The sequence below is a fragment of the Acidovorax sp. SRB_14 genome, assembly GCF_012932145.1.
In the GTDB taxonomy this organism is placed as follows: domain Bacteria; phylum Pseudomonadota; class Gammaproteobacteria; order Burkholderiales; family Burkholderiaceae_C; genus Simplicispira.
Genome location: NZ_MWOK01000005.1, coordinates 71,210 through 91,995, shown reverse-complemented (window position 1 = coordinate 91,995; position 20,786 = coordinate 71,210). Strand labels below are relative to the sequence as shown.

The following is a 20,786-nucleotide window of genomic DNA, read 5'->3' as shown; positions in this document are numbered from 1 at the left end:
CCATGCTTACCTGTAACAATGCATTACCTGCTGCATAGCAGTCCGGAATACTGAGGAGGCCACTGCGGCCAGCGTGAGGGATTGAAATGCAGCTATTGAAACTGGTGGAGTCGCAAATCCAGATCGGCGTGCCACTGCCCTGGAATGTGCGCAACCGCGACTGCACCCTGCTGCTGGCAAAGGCCTATGTGGTTCGCAACGAATCGCAGTTGGAAATGCTGCTTGAGCGCGGCATGTATGTGGACGCCGAGGAGGTACGTGCATTGGCTGCGGCCCAGGCCCCCCCGCCGCGTACCATCCAAAGCATTTATGCGCGCTGGACCGGTGCCATCGACACGCTGGAACTGCTGCTGCCCGCACTGCCGGACCAGAAAGCCGGCTTTGCACCGCGCATCCACGCCCTGGCGACAGAGATCTTGGAACTGGCGGCGCTGGACACCGACATCGCCCTCTTCATGGCCGTGCGGCAGGATCAGGCGCGCCACCTGCGCTATGGCTACAGCCATTCGGTCTACACCGCGCTGTTGGCTCTGCTGATGGCGCAGCGCCTGGGCTGGACTCCGGAGCGCATCCTGCAGCTCACGCAGGCCGCGCTCACCATGAATGCCAGCATTGCCGAGTTGCAAGGGCACATGGCGCACCAGGACCATCCTGTGCTGGACCGCCAGCGCGCCCGGATCCGCCAACACCCCCACGACAGCGCCGCGCTGCTGGAGCGCGCCGGTATCACCGACGCCGGCTGGCTTGCCGCCGTGCGCCAGCACCACGAACAGGTCGGCGGCGGTGGCTACCCCACGGGGGCTGCTGCGGTGGATGAACCCGCACAGGTGCTGCGCATGGCCGACGTCTTCATGGCGCGCATCAGCCCGCGCACGCTCAGGGCGCCGCTGTCGATCCAGGAAGCTGCACGGCAGATGTTCCGCGACGACCAAGGCGGCCCCCTGTCCATGGCAGTGATCAAGGAAATGGGCATTTATCCGCCCGGCGACTTGGTGCAGCTGGCCTCGGGCGAGCTGGGCGTGGTGCTTCGGCGCGGCGCCGAAGCGCGCACCCCGCTGGTCGCCGCCGTCAGCGACGCCCAGGGCCGCAGCGTGACAAGCACCCTGCAGCGCGACACTTCAGACCCGGCCTATGCGGTGACCGGGGCTGCGACCGACCGCAGCCTGCTCGCGCGCGTGCCGCCAGAGCGCTTGTACGGCTACGCCCTGGACGCATAACTGCAGCCTAACAGGCACAAAAAAACCGGCCCCTTTCAGGGCCGGTTTCAATGGAATTGCGCGCGATCAGCGGGCGGGACGGGCAGGACGCTTGCGCGCGTCGTGCGGCACGAAAGGCTTGCCTGCACCGGGCTTGGCAAACGCCGGCTTGCGCGGTGCGAAGTCGCCGCGGGGTGCGCCACCTTCATTGCGCGGGGCAAAGTCGCCACGCGGTGCGCCACCCTCGTTGCGCGCACCAAAGCCAGCGCGCGCGCCGTCGCCAAAACCAGGCTTGCGGCCGTAGCCTTCGCCGTCGCGGCGCGGTGCAAAGCCGCGGTCGTCGCGCGGCGCGCCGAAGCCGCCACCAAAACCACCGCCGCTGCCGCCATGCGGACGGTCGTCGCCCGGACGGCCCTGCGTGCGCTGGCGGTCGTTGAAACCGCTGCTGCCGGCATAGCCACCACCAAAGCCGCCGCGATCGCGGTCACCGCCGCGTGCGGGGCCACCGAACTTGCGGTCGCGCGAGGGGCCGCCACGGCCGCCGCCAAAGTCGCCTTGCGGGCGGCTGCCGCCCTGCGGGAAGCGCTGCACCGGCTCCAGACCCGGAATGACCTCGGCCTTGAACTGCTGGTGACTGTAGCCTTCGATGTCGAAAATCTTGCGGCGGTCGCGGAACTCGGCAAAAGTGATTGCCAGACCGTCGCGGCCGGCACGGCCGGTGCGGCCAATGCGGTGCGTGTAGTCCTCGGCCTTCATGGGCAGGCCGTAGTTGAAGACGTGGGTCACCGTGGGCACGTCAATGCCGCGCGCTGCCACATCGGTGGCCACCAGGATCTGCACCTGGCCTTGGCGCAGCGCCATCAGGCGGCGGTTGCGCAGGCCCTGGCTCAGGGCGCCGTGCAGCGCCACGGCGCTGAAGCCTTCCTGCTGCAGGTCGGCGGCCAGGCCGTCGCACTCCACCTGGGTGCTGGCAAAAACGATGGCCTGGTTGATCGTGGTGTCACGGAGCCAGTGGTCCAGCATCTTGCGCTTGTGCTGGGCGTTGTCGGCCCAGTACAGCACCTGCTTGATGTTCGAATGCTTTTCGTGGGGCGTATCGATCTGGATCTTCTTGACCGAGGAACCACCGTCGTGCATCACGCGCATGGCCAGCTGCTGAATGCGCGGCGCAAACGTGGCGCTGAACATCATGGTCTGCTTGCGCTGGCTGGTGAGCTGGTTGATCTCGGCCAGGTCGTCCGAAAAGCCCAGGTCGAGCATGCGGTCGGCTTCGTCCACCACGAGGAACTGCACCTTGTCGAGCTTGATCTGCATCGAGCGCTGCAGGTCCAGCAGGCGGCCTGGGGTGGCCACCACCAGGTCGGCGTTTTGCAGCTTGGCAATTTGCAACTGGTAGGGCATGCCGCCCACCACGTTGGCCACACGCAGACCACGGGCGTGCTTGACCAGGTCGATGGCGTCGTGCGCGACCTGCTGGGCCAGCTCACGCGTCGGGCAGACGATCAGCGCGCCAGGCACCGCAGGCTTGAAGTTGCGGGTGTTCGTGGGGTCCTTGCGCTTGGCGCGCTTGGGCGGCGCTTCGCCGCGTGCAACGGCCTCGGCGGCAGCGCGTTCGTATTCGGCACGGGCTTCGGCTTCGGCTTCGGCCTGCTGGCGGATCAGCGTGTGCAGCACGGGCAGCAGGAAAGCTGCGGTCTTGCCGCTGCCGGTCTGGCTGGAGACCATCAGGTCGATGAAACGGCCGCCTTCGGCGCCGGCGCCCATGGCCAGGGGAATGGCCTTGGCTTGTACGCTGGTGGGCTGGGTGTAGCCCAGGTCGGCCACGGCCTGCACCAGCTCGGTGGCCAGGCCCAGTTCGATGAAGCCGTTCGGCTCAGCGGTCACCGCTGCGTCGACGGTGGTTTCAATGGTGTCCTGCACGGAAATTTCGGCAGCAAAGGATTCAGCAGGCGCGAATTCGCCCTGCACTTGAAAAGTGTCGGTCATGTATTTTTCTCACACGAATACGATCGCAAGCGCAGCCTGCGATGGCTTCGTCAATGGTTAAAAAACATCAACCATCAGACGAAACCTGCACTGGCGTGGCCAGTGCGGTTGGGTATTTGACGCGAGACTCAAGGCGGCGGCTTGGGGCCTTCCGGCAAGTTCGCAGACCCGGTGTGTGAAGGGAGATGCGCAATCTGCACGGCGGATGCGGTGCAGTGGGCGATTATGCCATAGATACGGGTTTTCCCGCAAGCACCTAGATCGCCAGCAGGTGGGTGCGGTAGTGCGCAAGCTCTTCGATCGACTCATGCACATCGGCCAGCGCCGTGTGTTTCTGTGCCTTCTTGAAACTGCTGTAAGCCTCGGGCTTCCAGCGCTTGGCCAGCTCCTTGAGCGTGCTCACATCGACGTTGCGGTAATGGAAGAAGGCTTCCAGCCTGGGCATATAGAGCGCCAGGAAGCGCCGGTCCTGGCCGATGCTGTTGCCACACAGCGGCACCTTGCCCTTGGGCACGTAGCGCGCCAAGAAGTCGATGATCTGCTGCTGCGCCTGCTCTTCGGTCAGCGTCGAAGCCTTGACCTTGTCGATCAGGCCGCTCCTGCCGTGCGTGCCCCTGTTCCAGGCATCCATCTTGCCCAGCAGCTCGTCGGACTGGTGGATGACCAGCACCGGGCCTTCGATGCGCGGCTCCAGGCCAGGGCCGGTGACGACCACGGCGATTTCGATGATGCGCTCGGCCTGCGGGTCCAGGCCGGTCATTTCACAGTCGAGCCAGACCAGGTTCTGGTCGGATTTGGCGAGGGTTGGCGGGGAGGTGGGAGAGGTTTCTGGCATGGGCGGCATTGTCGCCTATGCCCTACACTCGCGCGTCATGCCTGCCGCTTCGCCCGATTCCTTCCCGCCTTCGCTGGCCCTCACCCTGGCCTTTGTCGCCGTGCTGGTTCTCGGTCTGCTGCTCAAGCTCTGGCTGGCCTCGCGCCAGATTCGGCATGTGGCGCGCCACCGCACCAGCGTGCCGCCCGCGTTTGCCGGGCGCATTGCCCTGGAGGCCCACCAGAAGGCGGCCGACTACACCATCGCTAAGACGCGGTTTGGGCTGCTGGAGATGGCGCTGGGCGCCGCGGTGCTGCTGGGATGGACGGTGCTGGGCGGGCTGGACGCACTCAACCAGGCACTCCTCGCTGCGCTGGACGGCGGCATGGCGCAGCAGCTGGCGCTGCTGGCGGCATTTGCGCTCATTAGCGGGCTGATCGACCTGCCGGCCACGCTCTACCAGACCTTTGTGATCGAGCAGCGCTTTGGCTTCAACCAGACCACGCTGCGCCTGTGGCTCGCCGACCTGCTCAAGTCGACGGCGGTCGGCGCCCTCATCGGCCTGCCCATCGCGGCACTGATCTTGTGGCTCATGGGCGCCGCCGGCAGCCTGTGGTGGCTGTGGGCCTGGGGACTGTGGATGGGCTTGAACCTGCTGCTGATGGTGGTCTATCCCACCGTGATCGCACCGCTGTTCAACAAATTCCAGCCGCTCGAAGACGCGTCGCTCAAGGCGCGCGTCACGGCCCTGATGCAGCGCTGCGGCTTTTCGGCCAAGGGCCTGTTCGTGATGGACGGCAGCCGCCGCAGTGCGCACGCCAACGCCTACTTCACGGGCTTTGGGGCCGCCAAACGCGTGGTGTTCTATGACACGCTGTTGCGCCAACTCGCTCCGGACGAGGTCGAGGCCGTGCTGGCGCATGAGCTGGGGCACTTCCACCACCGCCACATCGCCAAGCGCATGGCCGCGCTGTTTGCCCTGAGCCTGGCCGGCTTTGCGCTGCTGGGCTGGCTGTCCACGCAGACCTGGTTCTACACCGGCCTGGGCGTGCGCCCCAGTCTGGCGCTGCTGGTGCCAAACGCCTCCGCAGCCCCCAACGACGCCCTGGCCTTGCTGCTGTTCCTGCTGACGGTGCCAGTGTTCACCGTGTTCCTCGCGCCGCTGTTCGCCCAGCTCTCGCGCCATGACGAATTCCAGGCCGATGCCTATGCCATGGCCCACACACGCGGCGCAGACCTCGCCTCGGCCCTGCTCAAGCTCTACCAGGACAACGCCTCCACCCTCACCCCCGATCCGGTGTACGTGAAGTTCTATTACTCGCACCCACCCGCCAGCGAACGGCTGGCGCGCATGCCCATCCCCGCCCTGGCACCATGACAATATTGAAGAAAAAAGACTGGTCTGCGCAGACCCGGCGTGCGCTGACAGCTACAGAAGTAGTAGCAAACCTGGCGAAGGTCGAGGGCTGGTCGCTGAGCGGCGACGGCGCCGACGTGGCCATTGAGAAGACCTACCGCTTTGCCAACTACTACGAGACCATAGCTTTCGTGAACGCACTGGCCTTCATCGCGCACACGCAGGACCACCACCCCGACCTGTCGGTGCACTACAACCGCTGCGTGGTGCGCCTGAACACCCACGACGTGGGCGGCCTCTCGGCCACCGACTTTGACTGCGCCGCGCGCATCGACGCCCTGCTGCAGGCATGACATGAGCGAACGCAGTGCGCTCATGTCGGGCTTGGTGGTGGCCAGCCACGGGCGCCACTGCGTGGTCGAAACGCCCGACGGCCAGCGCCGCATCTGCCACCCGCGCGGCAAGAAAAGCCAGGCCGTCGTGGGCGACCAGGTGCTGTGGCAAGCCGCTCCGGCTGGCCAGGGCCACGAGGGCACGATCGAGAAAGTCCAGGAGCGACGCAACCTGTTTTACCGCCAGGACGAGATCCGCACCAAGTCGTTCGCTGCGAACCTCGACCAGGTGCTGATCCTGATTGCCGCCGAGCCGGTGTTTTCCGAGAGCCAGCTGGCGCGCGCGCTCATCGCGGCGGAGGCGGCCCGCATCACGCCGCTGATCGCACTCAACAAGACCGACCTGGTCGAGCCCTTTGCGCGCGCCTGGGCGCGCCTGCAGCCCTACCGCCACATGCTCGGCAGCGACGGCCAGCACCACTATGGCGTTCTGCCGCTGTCGCTGACCGCCTCGGGGGATGTGGACCGCAACCTGCTTCTGCAGCACCTGCGCGGCAAGACCACGCTGGTGCTCGGCCCCTCGGGCTCGGGCAAGAGCACCCTGATCAACCTGCTGGTGCCCGGCGCCACCGTGCTGACGGGCGAAATCTCGCAGGCACTGAACTCGGGCAAGCACACGACCACCAGCACGGCCCTGTACTGGGTGGACGAAGGACGGACCACGGCGCTCATCGACTCGCCGGGTTTTCAGGAATTTGGTCTGCACCACATTGCGCCCATGCAGCTGGCTGCCTGCATGCCCGACATCGCGGCCCACGCGACAGACTGCAGGTTCTACAACTGCACGCACCTGCACGAACCGGGCTGCGGCGTTCTGGATGCGGTCGAAAACGCCTCTAACGCAGACGGCATAAGCGCCACGCGCTATAAAATTTACAGTGAATTATTTGCCGAACTGAGCCACAGCCGCTACTGAGCCGTGCCCGCGGCACCCGGCCTCAACCGAGCAGGCGCGCCAGCGTCAGCAGCGCCAGCAGCAGCAGCCACACCACCACCGAGCGCCAGACCAGCCCCACCACGCTGCGCAGGTGCCCCACCTCGGGCTCGCGGCCCGGCGTGCTGTCGCTGTCGCCGATGTCGGCATCGACCTCGAAGCCCTGCGGCACCAGCAGTTCGATGCGCGCCTTCAGCGCCTCACCGCCCAGGCGCACATTGAGTGCTCCGGCCGTGGCCGCCAGCACCACGCCGTCGTTGTCATTGGGAAAGCGCTGCGCGTGAAAGCGCCAGCCTTCGATGGCCTCCTCGAAGCTGCCGACCACGGCAAAGCACAGCGCCGTGAGCCGCGCCGGCAGCCAGTCCAGCGCCATCCAGGCCAACGTGGAGGCACGCTGCAATGCAGCGCTGGCGGAGTGCTGGGCTGCCGTGCCACGCGGGTGCTTCCAATAGCGCGCCATGAACTCCGCCATGCGGTACAGCACTGCGCCCGCCGGACCCAGGCCCAGCGCCGCCAGCACCGAAAACCAGGCCAACACCCCGAACACGTGGCGGTGCGCGGACAGGACCGAGTACTCGATCACGTGGCGCACGATCTCGCTGCGCGGCAGCGCGCCCACATCCACCTGCTGCCACTGCGCCAGCAACGCCCGCGCACGGTCTTCGTCACCCTCTTCGAGCGCATCGCGCAGGCCCGTGAAATGGTGGCTGAACTGGCGAAAGCCCAGCGTGAGATAGAGGATCGCCACATTCCACAGCACGGCAAAGGGCCAGCCCAGGCCCCAGATCAGCAACCAGTGCACGCCCAGCGCCACCAGTGCAGGTACGAGCACCGCCAGGGTCCAGGCCAGCCAGGCATGGTGCGGTTTGCCGGCATCGAAGTCGCGGCCCATGGCCAGTGCCCAGGCACGCAGTCCGGCGTGGATGGCATTGCCCGCAGCCAGCGGCCGGGCCTGCTCGATCAGCAAGGCGAACAGGATGGCGAAGAAACTCATGGAGCCGAATGATACCCAGCCCACGGCACTTTGGCGGCGGGTGGGAGCGCAGTGCGGCTCAGGCCTGCATGAAGCGGTAGAAATTGCGCAGCATGCCCGCGGTGGCGCCCCAGATGTAATGGCTCTTGGCGCCCTCTTGGTAGGGCATGGAAAACCACTCGCGGCGCACGCCCTGCCACTCGAACACATGGCGCTGGTGGTGTGCCGGATCGAGCAAAAAGGCCAGGGGCACTTCGAAAATTTCGGCTACCTCGTAGGGGTTGGGGTGCAGCACGCAGCCGGGCTGCACCAGCGCCACCACCGGCGAGATGAGGAAGGACGAGCCGGTCACGTAGGTCGGCAGTGCGCCCAGCACCTCGACGAAGCGCGCGTCGAGCCCGACCTCTTCGCGGGCCTCGCGCAGGGCAGTGGCAGCGGCATCGGCATCTTCAGGGTCTGCACGCCCCCCCGGAAACGCCACCTGTCCCGAATGCGTGGACAGGTGCGCCGTGCGCTCGGTCAGCAGCACCGTAGGCTGGTCGCGCAACACGATGGGAACCAGCACCGCGGCATGGGCCGGCGAGCGGTTCGAAAAGCTCTTTTCCTGCACCACCTCGGGTTGCCACACGGGCGGCGCTGCAAAACGCCGGCGCAGGGCCTCGGGCGTCTGCGCCTGCGCGCGCACGGCGGGCAGGTGCGCGTCCACACCCACCACCGGCACGAGGCGCGGGTCGAAGTCGGGCAGCGATGACAAGGACGTGATGACCGGCGACACAGGGACAGGAGGCAAGGACACGGCAGTCGGGGCTGGAAAAAAAGAAAAAGCCGCTACAGACCAATGGCTGTAGCGGCTCGGGCGCTCAAGGCGGCGGGGCTTTTATGCAGCCGTCGCAGCAGCAGCCGCCGCCTTGTTGACGCGCTGTGGCAGCTTTTCCTTGATGCGTGCCGACTTGCCGCTGCGCTCGCGCAGGTAGTACAGCTTGGCACGGCGCACGTCACCACGGCGCTTGACTTCGATCTTGGCGATCAGCGGGCTGTAGGTCTGGAACGTGCGCTCCACGCCTTCGCCGCTGGAGATCTTGCGCACGGTGAAGCCGCTGTTGAGGCCGCGGTTGCGCTTGGCGATCACGACGCCTTCGTAGGCCTGGACGCGCTTGCGCGTGCCTTCGACCACGTTGACGCTCACGATGACCGTATCGCCGGGCGCGAATTCGGGGATGGTCTTGCCGAGGCGGGCGATTTCTTCCGCTTCGAGGGTCTGGATCAGGTTCATGGTTGCATCCAACGATCGTGTCCGCGCCATAAGTGGCAGCGTCGGGATTGACGTTCAGGCCCGCAACATCGTTGCAGGGCGGCCGGCCAGAGGATCGAAAAGCCTCTGATTATAACCACTCAGCAGCGCTTGGCCAGCTCGGCCTCGTCCGCCGGCGCCAAGCGCCCTGCCGCGCGCGCCGCTTCGATCAGGTCGGGGCGGTGCCGTGCCGTGAGAGCCAGGCGCTGGGCGCGGCGCCAGCGCTCGATGTGCGCGTGGTGGCCCGACAGCAGCTCGGGCGGCACGGGGCGACCCTCCCACTCTTCGGGCCGCGTGTAGTGCGGGCAGTCGAGCAGGCCGTCGAGTGCGGGGTTGAAGCTGTCGAGCTGGTGGCTGCCTTCGTCGTTCAGCACCCCGGGCTGCAGGCGCGCCACGGCGTCCAGCAAGGCCAGGGCGGCGATTTCGCCACCTGAAAGCACAAAATCGCCCAGGCTGATCTGCACATTGACATGCGCGTCGATGAAGCGCTGATCGATGCCCTCGTAGCGACCGCACAGCAAAATCGCACCGCCACTGGCCGACCAGTGCTCCACGCCCGCATGGTCCAGCGCCGCGCCAATGGGCGAAAACAGCACCACCGGCGCCTCTCCACCCGGCCCCTCGGCCCGTTCTGCGCGGATTGCCGCCAGGCAGCGCGCCAGGGGCGGCGCCATCATCACCATGCCCGGGCCGCCCCCAAACGGACGGTCGTCGACGCGGCGGTAGTTGCCTTCGGCATGGTCGCGCGGGTTCCACAGGCGCACATCGACCTGCCCCGAGGCGTAGGCGCGGCGCGTCACACCGCTGGCCAGAAACGGGCCAAACAGCTCGGGAAACAGGGTGATGACGTCAAAGCGCATGGCGCGCGGTCAGGCAGGCGCCTGCCCTTAGTAGTCGGGCTGCCAGTCGACCGTGATGCGGCGCTCTGGCAGCTCGACCTTGTCGATGAAGGCCGAGACGAAGGGGATCATGCGCTCGATGGACTTGCCTTCTTGCTCGGCCTCCAGCACCAGCACGGTCTGCGGGCCGGTGGACATCAGCTCGCGCACCTGCCCCAGCACCACACCTTCGCGATTGACCACATCAAGGCCGATCAGATCGACCCAGTAGTACTCGTCGGCCTGGGGCTGCGGAAAGTCCGAACGCGGCACGAAGATGCGCGCGCCGCGCAGCAGCTCGGCGGCATTGCGGTCGTCGATGCCTTGCGCCCACGCCACGATGGAGTCGGAATGCGGGCGCGCCTGGCGGATGGCCAACTGGACCGTGCCATTGAAAATGCGCGCACCCCGTTCGCTGGGCTGCAGGTACCAGCTGCGCGCTGCCAGCAGCGCCTGCGGATCGGTGTTGTGGGACAGCACCTTGAGCCAGCCCTTGACGCCCCAGGCGTCGGTGATGCGCCCGACCTCCACCGCATCTGCGGGCAGGTCGGCGGGCTCGAGAGTGAGTTCAGTGGTCATGGTGGGGTCTGCAGAAATGGCAAAGGGCGGGTTCGTCAGTGGGGACCGACGAACCCGCCCTTGTTCGGGAACCGGACTCAGGCAGCCTTTTTGGCGGCTTGCTTGATCAGGCGGTCCACGGTGGGGGACGACTGGGCGCCCACGCCCACCCAGTAGCTCAGGCGGTCTTGCGCAATGCGCAGACCTTCTTCGCTTTCCTTGGCGGTGGGGTTGTAGAAACCGATGCGCTCGATGAAACGGCCATCACGGCGCACGCGCTTGTCGGCCACGACGACATTGAAGAAAGGACGGCCCTTCGAGCCGCCGCGGGAGAGTCGAATGACGACCATGATTTATCCTTCGGGTGGTGGACCGACGCCATGCGCCTCAAGCCCAGTGTTCGCAACGTTGAGACACGCGACATGGCCACCCGGCCAGCGACACGCTGCAAAGCCTGAAATTATATCGTTGTTTACCCGATGCCACCCATCCGCCCCAGCCGCGACGGCGATTTGCTGCCGATCACCGCGATCTACGCCCACCATGTGCTGCACGGCGCCTGGCGCGACATCGTGCTGATGGAAAAGCCCTTGGGCGCGGGCGACCGCACTTCGCCTGAATAATGCAGCCCATGAAAAACAAGACCGTCGCGGCCTGGCTGGCCTTTCTCGGCGGGCCGCTGGGCCTGCACCGCTTCTACCTCCATGGCCTGACCGACATGATCGGCTGGCTGCTGCCCATCCCCACGGCGCTGGGCATTTACGGCATCGAGCGCGTGCAGCAGTTCGGCCAGGACGACCAGCTCAGCTGGTTCCTGATTCCGCTGCTGGGCTTCACGATTGCGGCCTGCGCCCTGCGCGCGATCCTTTATGGGCTGATGACGCCCGACCGCTGGAATGCCCGCTTCAACCCCGGCGCCTCCCCGGAGGCCAGCCCGGGACGCACCCACTGGTTCACGATTGCCGCCATCGCCTTTTCCCTGCTGGTGGGCACTGCCGTGCTCATGGCCAGCCTGGCCTTCAGCTTCCAGCGCTACTTCGAGTACCAGATCGAGGAAGCGCGCAAGATTTCGCAATAACACCCACTTCAAGCAAAAAGAGCTTCCAGCGCTTATGTAGCAAGCGCTGGAAGCTCTTTTTTTAATAGCACTTGCGGGCTCAGTACAACTGCAGGCTGGCCCAGTAAGCGACCGAGGCGACGAAGGCGCTGGCCGGGATGGTCAGGATCCAGGCCCAGACGATGTTGCCCGCCACGCCCCAGCGCACGGCACTGGCACGCTGCGTGGAGCCGACGCCAACAATGGCACCCGTGATGGTGTGCGTGGTCGACACCGGAATGCCCAGCATGGTCGCCAGGAACAGCGTCATGGCGCCGCCCGTTTCGGCGCAGAAGCCGCCCACGGGCTTGAGCTTGGTGATCTTCTGGCCCATGGTCTTGACGATGCGCCAGCCACCAAACATGGTGCCGAGGCCGATGGCCGCGTAGCACGACACGATGGTCCAGGTCGGCGGCGATGCATCGCTGGTCGAGGCATAGCCGGTGGCGATCAGCAGCAGCCAGATGATGCCGATAGTCTTCTGGGCATCGTTGCCGCCATGGCCCAGGCTGTACGCGCCGGCCGAGACCAGCTGCAGCCGGCGGAACCATTTGTCCACTTTGCTCGGGCGCGTACGGCGAAAGATCCAGGCCACCGCCACCATCATCAGCGAGCCGAGCAAGAACCCCAGCAGCGGCGAGACGAAGATGAAGGCCACCGTCTTCAAGATGCCCGAGGACACCAGCGAGCCGGCACCGGCCTTGGCGATCACGGCGCCGACGATGCCGCCGATCAGCGCATGCGAGGAGCTGCTCGGGATGCCGTAATACCAGGTGATGAGGTTCCAGGAAATGGCCCCGACCAGGGCACCGAACACCACGTGGGTGTCGACCACGCCGGGCTGGACAATGCCTTTGCCAATCGTGGCCGCCACGCTCAGGTGGAAGACAAAAATGGCGACGAAATTGAAAAAAGCTGCGAACACCACGGCCTGGCCGGGCTTGAGCACCCCGGTAGAGACCACGGTCGCAATCGAGTTGGCGGCGTCGTGGAAGCCATTCATGAAGTCAAACACGATGGCCAGCGCCACCAGGAGCACGACGACCCACAGGGCGGTTTGTACGGTTTCCATGCTTGTGAAGCGCGCCGCGCTCAGGAGTTCTCGAGGATGATGCCCTCGATCTGGTTGGCCACGTCCTCGCACTTGTCCGTGACCGTCTCCAGCAGTTCGTAGATGGCCTTGAGCTTGATCAGCTCGCGCACATCGGGCTCCTCGCGGAACAGTTTGCTCATCGCAGAGCGCATGACGCGGTCGGCATCGCTCTCCAGGCGGTCGATTTCCTCGCAGGTCTTGAGCGCCGCCTCGGCCGCGCTCGGGTCGGCCAGCTTGGCGAGCAGCTTGACCGCATCGCGCACGCGTTCGCAGCATCTGACGTTCAGGTCGGTGAGGCGCTTGATCTCGTCGGTCATGTGGCGCACGTCGTACAACGCCATGGTCTCGGCGGCGTCCTGGATCAGGTCGGCCACATCGTCCATGGTGTTGATCAGCGAGTGGATCTGCTCACGGTCAATCGGCGTGATGAAGGTCTTGTGCACGGCCTTGTTGACCTCGTGCGTCACGCGGTCGGCTGCGCGCTCGGCGTTGTCCACGTCCTGGTTGTATTTGTCCCGCAGGTGCGGGTCGTTGTAGTTTGCGACGAGTTGCGAAAAGGCGTGCGAGGCATCCACGATGCGGTCCGCATGCTGGTTGAACATCTCGAAAAAATTACCTTCGCGCGGCAAAAGCTTGCCAAACAGCATGAGAACTCCTCAAGGGAATCGGAAAACAAAAATGGCGCAAGCATGGAAAACCCCATGCGTTCTGCGTGAACCGGGGGAGTTTAACCGTGCCCCCAAGACGCCACTGCCACAGAAAGCTGACGCCTTTGTGACACTCCAGGCCCGGTTCAGGCGCTGCGAAAAATGAAATACACCGCGCCCAGCATGCACAGGCCTGCCCACAGATAGTCCCATTTGAACGGCTGGCCCAGGTACAGCACAGCAAACGGAACGAACACCACCAGCGTGATCACCTCTTGGAGAATTTTCAGCTGGCCCACATTGAAAAGCGTGAAACCGATGCGGTTGGCCGGCACCTGCAGCAGGTACTCGAACAGCGCGATGCCCCAGCTCACGAGGGCAGCGATGTACCACGGCGCGGCCGCCAAGTTCTTCAAATGGCCGTACCACGCGAAGGTCATGAAAACATTGCTCGCCCCCAGCAAGGCCACGGTCTGGACGGAGATGGGGAGCGTTTGCAGGAACATCATGGGTGCACAGAAAAAACACAAAAACAGGCCGTAACGCTTACCGATAGGGCGTTACAAGCTCCTGAATCAATAGCTCACCACGGCGGCGGCGCCCTCGGATGGGCCCGCGGGAGCGCGATGCCACAAAAAAAGGCACTGCCCTCACTGCAGTGCCTTTGCGTCGTTGGCGCGGTTTGGGTCCAAGCCGCGCAGCTTATTCGCCCAGATAAGCTGCCCGCACCTTGGGGTCATTGAGCAGGTCGTGGCCCCGTCCGGTCATGGTGATCAGGCCCGACTCCATCACATAGCCCCGGTTGGCAATGGCCAACGCGCGGCTGGCGTTTTGCTCGACCAAGAGCACCGTGACGCCCTGCGCGTACACGTCGCGCACCACTTCGAAGATCTTGTCGACCATGAGGGGCGACAGACCCATGGACGGCTCGTCGAGCAGCAGGACCTTGGGCTGGCTCATCAGCGCGCGCGCCATGGCCAGCATCTGCTGCTCGCCGCCCGACATGGTCCCGGCCAGCTGGTCCTTGCGCTCGCGCAAGCGGGGAAACAGCACGAACATCTTTTCGATATCGGCCAGGATCCCGGCCTTGTCGTTGCGTGTGTAGGCGCCCATTTTGAGGTTTTCGGTGATGCTCATGCGCGCAAACACGCCGCGGCCTTCGGGCACCATCACCAAGCCTTGCTTGACCAGGTCCCACGGTCCTTTGCCCTTGATGCTGTGGCCCAGGTACTCGATATCTCCATCGCTGATCGGTTGCGTGCCGGTGATGGCCTTCATGGTCGTGGTCTTGCCGGCGCCGTTGGAGCCGATCAGCGAGACCAGTTCGCCCTCGTGCACCTCGAAATCCACGCCCTTGACCGCCTGGATGCCGCCGTAGGCCACCCGCAGGCCCGTCACCTTCAGCAAAATTTTCTTGGATGTGTTGTCGGCCATGCTCAGTGTCCTCCGGTGCCCAGGTAGGCCTCAATCACTTTTTCGTTCTTCTGCACGTCAAACGGCGTCCCTTCGGCGATCTGCTTGCCGTAATCGAGCACCGTGACACGGTCGCACAGGCCCATCACGAGCTTCACATCGTGCTCAATCAGCAGGATCGTGCGGTCGTCTTTGCGGATGCGGTCGATCAGCTCGCGCAGCAGGACTTTTTCGGTCGCGTTCATGCCGGCGGCGGGCTCATCCAGCGCGATCAGCTGCGGGTCGGTGGCGAGCGCCCGCGCGATCTCCAGGCGGCGCTGGTCACCGTAGCTCAGGGTGCGCGCCTTGTAGTCCGCAAACTTGCCGATGCCCACATAGTCGAGCAGCTCCTGCGCGCGCTTGGCAATGGCCGCCTCTTCCTGCTTGAAACCCTTGGTGCGCAGCACCGCGCCCACCAGCCCCGACTTGGTGCGGATGTGGCGGCCGACCATGACGTTTTCGAGCGCCGTCATTTCAGCAAACAGCCGGATGTTCTGGAAGGTGCGCGCAATGCCGGCCTGGGCCACCTTGTGCACGGCCGTGGGTTCATAGGGCTTGCCGGCCAGCTCGAAGGCGCCCGCATCGGGCGTGTAGAGGCCGGTGATCACATTGAAGAAGGTCGTCTTGCCGGCGCCGTTGGGGCCGATGAGGCCATACACCTGCCCGCGCTCAATCGTGATGCTGACGTCGGACAAAGCCTGCAAACCGCCAAAGCGCTTGGAAATGCCTGCCACCCGCAGCACCACATCGTTCGATTTCTCTGCCATGTTCTAACTTTCGGTGGTGTTCAGGACTTTTGCTCGAGGCTCTTGCCATGCTCGGGCGAGGGCCACAGGCCGCGCGGGCGCAGCAGCATGACGATGATCATGGCCAGCGCGATCAACAGCTGGCGCAGGATGGCCGCATCGAGCCGCCCGTCGGTCATCGCCTGCAGCGGGCCGGCGACGTAGCGCAGCACTTCGGGCAGGGCCGACAACAACACGGCGCCTAAGATCACGCCCGGGATGTGGCCGATGCCACCGAGCACCACCATGGCGACGATCATGACCGACTCCATCAGGCTGAACGATTCGGGTGAGACGAAGCCCTGGAAAGCCGCGAACATGGCGCCCGAGACGCCACCGAACGACGCGCCCATGCCGAACGCCAGCAGCTTCATGTTGCGTGTGTTGATGCCCATGGCCTTGGCGGCGATCTCGTCTTCGCGGATGGCCATCCAGGCACGGCCGATGCGCGAGTCCTGCAGGCGGTAGCAGATGACGATGGTGACGATCACCAGCGCCAGGAACAGGTAGTAGTAGAGCGTGACGGAGTTGACGTCAAAGCCGAACAGTTCGTACTGCTTGCCCAGGTTGAGCCCGAAGATCTTGACCGAATCGATCTGGCCCACGCCCTTGGGGCCATTGGTCAGGTTGACGGGGTGGTCGAGGTTGTTCAGGAAGATGCGGATGATCTCGCCAAAGCCCAGGGTCACGATGGCCAGGTAATCGCCACGCAGCTTGAGCACCGGAATGCCCAGCAACACCCCTGTGCCGGCGGCCACCAGCAAGGCCAGCGGAATGACCAGCCACAGCGAAGTGTGCAGCCCATTGGGGAACATGGCGGCGAACGCGGCAAAGGTGTCCGACAGGTGCGGCGAGGCCATCAGCGCGAACAGGTAGGCGCCCACGGCATAGAAGGCCACATAGCCCAGGTCGAGCAGGCCGGCGTAGCCCACCACGATGTTCAGCCCCAGCGCAAGCATCACATAGAGCAGGGCCAGGTCGGCGATGCGCACCCAGGCGTTGCCGAAGTACTGCAGGATGAAGGGCAGCACCAACAGCGCAATGCCGCCGAGGACCCAGGTCGTGAGTTTGTTGTGCTTCATGGAGGCGTCCTCAGGCGCGGTCGGCGATGCGTTCACCCATCAGGCCCGAGGGCCGCAGCGTCAGGATGATGATCAGCACGATGAAAGCGAAGATGTCGGTGTAGTGGCTGCCGAGCACGCCGCCCGTGAGCGTGCCGATGTAGCCCGAGCCGATGGCCTCGATCAACCCCAGCAGGATGCCGCCGATCACGGCGCCAGGCAGGTTGCCGATGCCACCGAACACCGCCGCCGTGAAGGCCTTGAGGCCCGGCAGAAAGCCCATGGTGTGCTGGGCCGTGCCGTAGTTGGAGGCGTACATGATGCCGGCGATCGCGGCTAGCACGGCGCCGATGATGAAGGTGGCCGAGATCACCATGTCGGGCTTGACGCCCATCAGGCCCGCCACGCGCGGGTTCTCGGCGGTGGCGCGCATCGCGCGGCCCAATTTCGTGTAGCTCACCAGGTACACCAGCGAAGCCAAGGCCACGGCGGTCACCCCGAGGATCAGCACCTGGGTGGAGGTGATGACCGCACCGCCGATCTCGAACGGCGTGGTGGGCAACAGGGTGGGATAGGGCTTGTAGTTGGGCTTCCAGATGATCATGGCCAACGTCTGCAGCAGGATGGACATGCCCAGGGCCGTGATCAGGGGGGCCAGACGGGGGCTGTTGCGCAGCGGGCGGTAGGCGACCTTCTCGATGGTGAAGTTCAGCGCGGCGGCCACCACGCAGGCGATCACGGTGGCCAGCAAAAGGATGATCCAGCCCGGGGTTCCGGGCATGGCCTGCTGCATAAGGCCGATGCAGCTCCAACTCGTCAAGGCGCCCACCATGAGCACCTCGCCGTGGGCAAAATTGATCAATTGAATGATGCCGTACACCATCGTATAGCCCAAGGCTATCAAGGCATACATGCTGCCGAGAACCAGACCGTTGATGATCTGCTGCAGCAAAATGTCCATAAAAATGTCCTTCGTTGGTAGCGGCATACGCCAAAGGCGCTGGGGTCGGCACAGCCTTGTGGGCTTGGCATCCATCTAGCAAAAAACCCGCCAGGAATGCAGCCATGCGGGTTTCTGTGCAAAATTGTAGTCCCTTGCAAACCCGCGCCCAGAGCCGATTTGGCGGGGTTTTCCCTCGGATTTTGACCCCATCAGACGGCCTTGCAACGAATAAGAAATACTGATCGAGTATGCAAAAAAGATGTGCAAACTTATCGGTTTTCGGACCCTGTCACCCCCTCAGGGCCGCGCCCCGGTCGCCTTTGCGCGACCGCGCGCGCCGCGGGCTCAGCGCTCGCCGTCGGGCGTGCGCACTGAGGCGTTGCGCGCGCGCAGCTGGTCGAGTTTGTCGGCGATCTTGATCTCCAGTCCGCGCCGCACGGGCTGGTAGAAGCCGGGTTCGGCCATGCCGTCGGGCAGGTAGCGCTCGCCTGCGGCGAAGCCGCCGTCCTCGTCGTGCGCATAGCGGTAGCCGCGGCCGTAGTCGAGCTGCTGCATGAGTTGGGTCGGCGCATTGCGCAGGTGCATGGGCACCGGGCGCGTGCCCTCACTCTTGACGAGCGCGCGCGCCGCGTTGTAGGCCTTGTAGACCGCGTTGGACTTGGGCGCCACGGCCAGGTAGATCACGCATTCGGCCAATGCCAGCTCCCCTTCGGGGCTGCCCAGGCGCTCGTAGACCTCGGTCGCGTCCAGCGCCAGGCGCAGGGCGCGCGGGTCGGCCAGGCCAATGTCCTCGCTGGCCATGCGCACCAGGCGGCGCGCCATGTAGCGCGGGTCGGCGCCGCCGTCGAGCATGCGCACCAGCCAGTACAGCGCGGCATCGGGGTCGCTGCCGCGCACCGACTTGTGCAGCGCGCTGATGGTGTCGTAGAACTGCTCGCCGCCTTTGTCGTAGCGGCGCATCTGCTCGCCCAGCACCTGCAGCAGCCAGTCGTCGCGGATGTCACCCAGCTGCTGCTGCGCAGCCGCCATGGCCAGGGTCTCGAGCGTGTTGAGCAGGCGGCGCGCATCGCCATCGGCATAGGCCACCAGCCGCTCTATTGCTATATCTTCAATCGCTGGAAGCGCTTGGTGGGCTTGGGCCAGGGCCACAATTTGCTTCAAATCGTCGCTCGACAGCGGCTGCAGCACATAGACCGCCGCGCGCGACAGCAGGGCCGAGTTGACCTCGAACGACGGGTTCTCGGTGGTGGCGCCGATGAAGGTGAACAGGCCGCTTTCCACGTGCGGCAGGAACGCATCTTGCTGGCTCTTGTTGAAACGGTGCACCTCGTCGACGAACACGATGGTGCGCTGCTGCAACAGGCCATCGCGCGCCGCGGTGGCCTGCTCGACGGCCTCGCGGATGTCCTTGACGCCCCCGAGCACGGCGCTGATGCTGATGAACTGGGCGTCGAACGCATCGGCCATGAGCCGCGCGATGGTGGTCTTGCCCACCCCCGGCGGCCCCCACAGGATGCAGCTGTGCGGCCGGCCCGACTCGAACGCCAGGCGCAGCGGCATGCCCGGCCCCAGCACATGCTGCTGCCCTATCACTTCGGCCAGCGTGCGCGGGCGCAGGCGCTCGGCCAGGGGCTGGTGCGGCGTGGCTGCGGCCGGTTTCAAATCATGGGGTCCCGTCATGCTGTTCTCAGTGTGCTCTTGCGGTGGCGGCATGGCCAGCGTCCTGCCCGATTCCAACACAGGCCGCGGACGCGGGTGCGCGGCTGCGTGAAAATCCACCCATGGACATCCACCTCCCCAAAGACGCGCAGCAACGCGCCGTGGTGTCGATCGAGCGCTATTTCGCGCAGCACATGGACGGGCCCATCGGCAACATGGCCGCCGGCGCCCTGCTCGGCTTTTTCCTCGAAGAACTGGCGCCGCTGGTCTACAACCAGGCCGTGGCCGATGTGCAGGAACGCCTGCAGGCCCGCGTGATGGAGATCGACATCGAAGTCCACGCGGACGAATTCACCTACTGGAACAAGCCGGGGCGCCAGCGCCAGGGCGCCTGAGCACGGCACCGCCCCATGCCCACCTTGCCCGCCCTGCTCGCCGAGGTGCGCCGCTGCACCCTGTGCGCCGAGAGCCTGCCGCTGGGTCCGCGCCCGGTATTTCAGCTGCACCCGCGCGCGCGCATTCTGGTCGCCGGCCAGGCGCCGGGCAAGAAGGTGCATCTGTCGGGCGTGCCGTTCGACGACGCCAGCGGCCAGCGCCTGCGCGCCTGGATGGGGGTGTCGCCCGACACCTTTTACGACCCGCACCAGGTGGCGATCCTGCCCATGGGGCTGTGCTACCCCGGCACCGGCCCGTCGGGCGACCTGCCGCCGCGCCCGGAATGCGCGCCCGCCTGGCGCCAGCCCTTGCTCGCGCGCCTGCCGGACCTGCAGCTCACGCTGGTGATCGGCCAGTACGCACGGGCCTGGCATGTGCCGGGCGCGCGCGGCCCGCTGACCGTGACAGTGCGGCAGTGGCAGGCCCTCTGGCCCGGCGTGGTGGTGCTGCCGCACCCCAGCGGGCGAAACAATGGCTGGCTCAGGCACAACCCGTGGTTCGAGGCAGAGCTGGTGCCGGCCTTGCGCGCGCGCGTCGCGGCCGTGCTGGCCGGCACTGCTCCGGGGTAGCGCACCCGCGCACGCTACTGCCGGAGTACGTCGGCGCCGGCCGGCGGCTTGAATTCGAAGGCCGAGGCCGGAAGCACCGGGTTGGCCTGCAGGCCGGTGAAGCGGATCAGCGAGCGCTGGCCGAAGCTGTCGAGGATGTCGAGCGCGGCCAGCTGGTCGCCGTCAAAGCCCACGCGCACGCTCTGCAGCTGCCCTTCCTTGGCCTTGGGGGTGGCCAGCACCCATTCCAGCCCGTCCTGCGCGGGCGCAGAGGCCAGCGTGAAATCGGCGCGCAGCGCCTTGAGGTCGGGGGCCGCGGCCAGCAGCGCGGCCGGCGTCGAGCCCAGTGCCTGCGCCTGGGCGCGCTGCGTGACCTGGTTCAGGTCGGCGTCGTAGAGCCACAGCGTGCGGCCGTCGGCCACGATGGTCTGCTCGAACGGCTTGAGGTAGACGAACTTGAAGCGCCCCGGGCGCTGGAATTCGAAGGTGCCGCTCGATGTCTTGCTGCGCGCGGCCTGCCCATCCTTGGGGGGCGAGGTGACCACCTGGGTGAAGTCGGCGCGCCCGGCCTGGGTGCGGGCCATGAAGGATTCAAGGCTTTTGAGGCCGTCAGCGCTTGCCAGCTGTGCGCTGGCTGCTATCAAAACAGCAGTGACTATCTTTTTCATCGGGACTCCAGAAGGGGGAC

The 20,786-nt window shown here is 65.6% G+C and carries 24 protein-coding genes and 1 pseudogene; 8 read left to right on the top strand and 17 right to left on the bottom strand.

Annotated features, from left to right (window positions below):
* Positions 1-86 precede the first annotated feature (86 nt).
* Positions 87-1,217, top strand: a complete 1,131-nt coding sequence (locus B2J86_RS05685) for an HD-GYP domain-containing protein (RefSeq protein WP_173024923.1) — start codon at positions 87-89, stop codon at positions 1,215-1,217.
* A gap of 66 nt (positions 1,218-1,283) precedes the next feature.
* Here B2J86_RS05685 and B2J86_RS05680 read toward each other — a convergent pair whose 3' ends face one another.
* Together B2J86_RS05680 and orn are read right to left on the bottom strand one after the other, a co-directional pair.
* Positions 1,284-3,182: a DEAD/DEAH box helicase gene (locus tag B2J86_RS05680; protein WP_169167600.1), complete on the bottom strand. Its 1,899-nt coding sequence runs from the start codon at positions 3,180-3,182 to the stop codon at positions 1,284-1,286.
* Positions 3,183-3,438: 256 nt separating this feature from the next.
* A complete protein-coding gene (gene orn / locus B2J86_RS05675; protein WP_169167599.1) occupies positions 3,439-4,017 on the bottom strand; it encodes an oligoribonuclease in 579 nt (192 codons plus the stop codon).
* Positions 4,018-4,054: 37 nt separating this feature from the next.
* Between orn and B2J86_RS05670 the strand changes: the two genes are divergently transcribed.
* From B2J86_RS05670 to rsgA, 3 genes are read left to right on the top strand one after another with little or no spacing between them, the layout of a single operon-like run.
* The gene (locus B2J86_RS05670; RefSeq protein WP_169167598.1) at positions 4,055-5,374 is read left to right on the top strand and encodes a M48 family metallopeptidase; all 1,320 of its coding nucleotides are present in this window, start codon (positions 4,055-4,057) and stop codon (positions 5,372-5,374) included.
* Positions 5,371-5,706 (top strand): 4a-hydroxytetrahydrobiopterin dehydratase, encoded by a 336-nt coding sequence (locus B2J86_RS05665; protein ID WP_173024920.1) that lies wholly within the window; start codon positions 5,371-5,373, stop codon positions 5,704-5,706. Before B2J86_RS05670 ends, B2J86_RS05665 begins: the two co-directional genes overlap by 4 nt.
* Before the next feature lies 1 nt (position 5,707).
* Positions 5,708-6,661 carry a ribosome small subunit-dependent GTPase A gene (gene rsgA, locus B2J86_RS05660; protein WP_169167596.1) on the top strand — a complete coding sequence of 318 codons (954 nt, stop codon included), beginning with the start codon at positions 5,708-5,710 and terminating at the stop codon, positions 6,659-6,661.
* A 22-nt stretch (positions 6,662-6,683) separates the two neighbouring features.
* Here the strand turns inward: rsgA and B2J86_RS05655 are convergent, their stop codons facing one another.
* The 6 genes from B2J86_RS05655 to rpsP all read right to left on the bottom strand — a co-directional run bounded on the left by B2J86_RS05655 (position 6,684) and on the right by rpsP (position 10,729).
* Positions 6,684-7,673: a CobD/CbiB family protein gene (locus B2J86_RS05655; protein ID WP_173024919.1), complete on the bottom strand. Its 990-nt coding sequence runs from the start codon at positions 7,671-7,673 to the stop codon at positions 6,684-6,686.
* A gap of 58 nt (positions 7,674-7,731) precedes the next feature.
* On the bottom strand, positions 7,732-8,448 hold the full coding sequence (locus B2J86_RS05650; RefSeq protein ID WP_206041383.1) for a CoA pyrophosphatase: 717 nt from the start codon (positions 8,446-8,448) through the stop codon (positions 7,732-7,734).
* 81 nt (positions 8,449-8,529) lie between these two features.
* Positions 8,530-8,925, bottom strand: a complete 396-nt coding sequence (gene rplS / locus B2J86_RS05645; protein ID WP_169167594.1) for a 50S ribosomal protein L19 — start codon at positions 8,923-8,925, stop codon at positions 8,530-8,532.
* 119 nt (positions 8,926-9,044) lie between these two features.
* Positions 9,045-9,803: a tRNA (guanosine(37)-N1)-methyltransferase TrmD gene (trmD, locus tag B2J86_RS05640; protein ID WP_169167593.1), complete on the bottom strand. Its 759-nt coding sequence runs from the start codon at positions 9,801-9,803 to the stop codon at positions 9,045-9,047.
* A gap of 27 nt (positions 9,804-9,830) precedes the next feature.
* Positions 9,831-10,400 (bottom strand): ribosome maturation factor RimM, encoded by a 570-nt coding sequence (rimM, locus tag B2J86_RS05635; protein WP_173024918.1) that lies wholly within the window; start codon positions 10,398-10,400, stop codon positions 9,831-9,833.
* A 77-nt stretch (positions 10,401-10,477) separates the two neighbouring features.
* Positions 10,478-10,729 carry a 30S ribosomal protein S16 gene (gene rpsP / locus B2J86_RS05630; protein ID WP_173024917.1) on the bottom strand — a complete coding sequence of 84 codons (252 nt, stop codon included), beginning with the start codon at positions 10,727-10,729 and terminating at the stop codon, positions 10,478-10,480.
* Between the two features lie 204 nt (positions 10,730-10,933).
* On the opposite strand from rpsP, the pseudogene B2J86_RS18360 reads away from it, so the two are divergent.
* Together B2J86_RS18360 and B2J86_RS05620 are read left to right on the top strand one after the other, a co-directional pair.
* A pseudogene (locus tag B2J86_RS18360) lies at positions 10,934-11,002 on the top strand (GNAT family N-acetyltransferase); the annotation flags it as partial.
* Positions 11,003-11,010: 8 nt separating this feature from the next.
* Positions 11,011-11,457, top strand: a complete 447-nt coding sequence (locus B2J86_RS05620; protein ID WP_169167589.1) for an NINE protein — start codon at positions 11,011-11,013, stop codon at positions 11,455-11,457.
* A gap of 79 nt (positions 11,458-11,536) precedes the next feature.
* On the opposite strand, the gene B2J86_RS05615 is transcribed toward B2J86_RS05620, so the two are convergent.
* From B2J86_RS05615 to B2J86_RS05580, 8 genes are all read right to left on the bottom strand, one after another.
* Positions 11,537-12,547, bottom strand: coding sequence for an inorganic phosphate transporter (locus tag B2J86_RS05615; RefSeq protein WP_169167588.1), 1,011 nt, complete (start codon positions 12,545-12,547; stop codon positions 11,537-11,539).
* A 20-nt stretch (positions 12,548-12,567) separates the two neighbouring features.
* Positions 12,568-13,215, bottom strand: a complete 648-nt coding sequence (locus tag B2J86_RS05610; RefSeq protein ID WP_169167587.1) for a DUF47 domain-containing protein — start codon at positions 13,213-13,215, stop codon at positions 12,568-12,570.
* 146 nt (positions 13,216-13,361) lie between these two features.
* Positions 13,362-13,724, bottom strand: coding sequence for a DMT family protein (locus B2J86_RS05605; protein WP_169633270.1), 363 nt, complete (start codon positions 13,722-13,724; stop codon positions 13,362-13,364).
* 193 nt (positions 13,725-13,917) lie between these two features.
* Positions 13,918-14,649, bottom strand: a complete 732-nt coding sequence (locus B2J86_RS05600) for an ABC transporter ATP-binding protein (RefSeq protein WP_169167586.1) — start codon at positions 14,647-14,649, stop codon at positions 13,918-13,920.
* A gap of 2 nt (positions 14,650-14,651) precedes the next feature.
* On the bottom strand, positions 14,652-15,434 hold the full coding sequence (locus B2J86_RS05595) for an ABC transporter ATP-binding protein (protein ID WP_169167585.1): 783 nt from the start codon (positions 15,432-15,434) through the stop codon (positions 14,652-14,654).
* 20 nt (positions 15,435-15,454) lie between these two features.
* Positions 15,455-16,534, bottom strand: coding sequence for an ABC transporter ATP-binding protein (locus tag B2J86_RS05590; RefSeq protein ID WP_169633269.1), 1,080 nt, complete (start codon positions 16,532-16,534; stop codon positions 15,455-15,457).
* 10 nt (positions 16,535-16,544) lie between these two features.
* Positions 16,545-17,474, bottom strand: a complete 930-nt coding sequence (locus B2J86_RS05585; RefSeq protein WP_169167583.1) for a branched-chain amino acid ABC transporter permease — start codon at positions 17,472-17,474, stop codon at positions 16,545-16,547.
* A gap of 327 nt (positions 17,475-17,801) precedes the next feature.
* Positions 17,802-19,136 (bottom strand): replication-associated recombination protein A, encoded by a 1,335-nt coding sequence (locus tag B2J86_RS05580; protein ID WP_169633268.1) that lies wholly within the window; start codon positions 19,134-19,136, stop codon positions 17,802-17,804.
* A gap of 101 nt (positions 19,137-19,237) precedes the next feature.
* Between B2J86_RS05580 and B2J86_RS05575 the strand changes: the two genes are divergently transcribed.
* Positions 19,238-19,510 carry a DUF2164 domain-containing protein gene (locus B2J86_RS05575; RefSeq protein ID WP_169633267.1) on the top strand — a complete coding sequence of 91 codons (273 nt, stop codon included), beginning with the start codon at positions 19,238-19,240 and terminating at the stop codon, positions 19,508-19,510.
* 15 nt (positions 19,511-19,525) lie between these two features.
* Entirely contained in the window at positions 19,526-20,119 is a 594-nt protein-coding gene (locus B2J86_RS05570; protein WP_169633266.1) for a uracil-DNA glycosylase family protein, read from the top strand.
* A 14-nt stretch (positions 20,120-20,133) separates the two neighbouring features.
* Here the strand turns inward: B2J86_RS05570 and lolA are convergent, their stop codons facing one another.
* The gene (lolA, locus tag B2J86_RS05565; RefSeq protein WP_169167579.1) at positions 20,134-20,766 is read right to left on the bottom strand and encodes an outer membrane lipoprotein chaperone LolA; all 633 of its coding nucleotides are present in this window, start codon (positions 20,764-20,766) and stop codon (positions 20,134-20,136) included.
* Positions 20,767-20,786 lie beyond the last annotated feature (20 nt).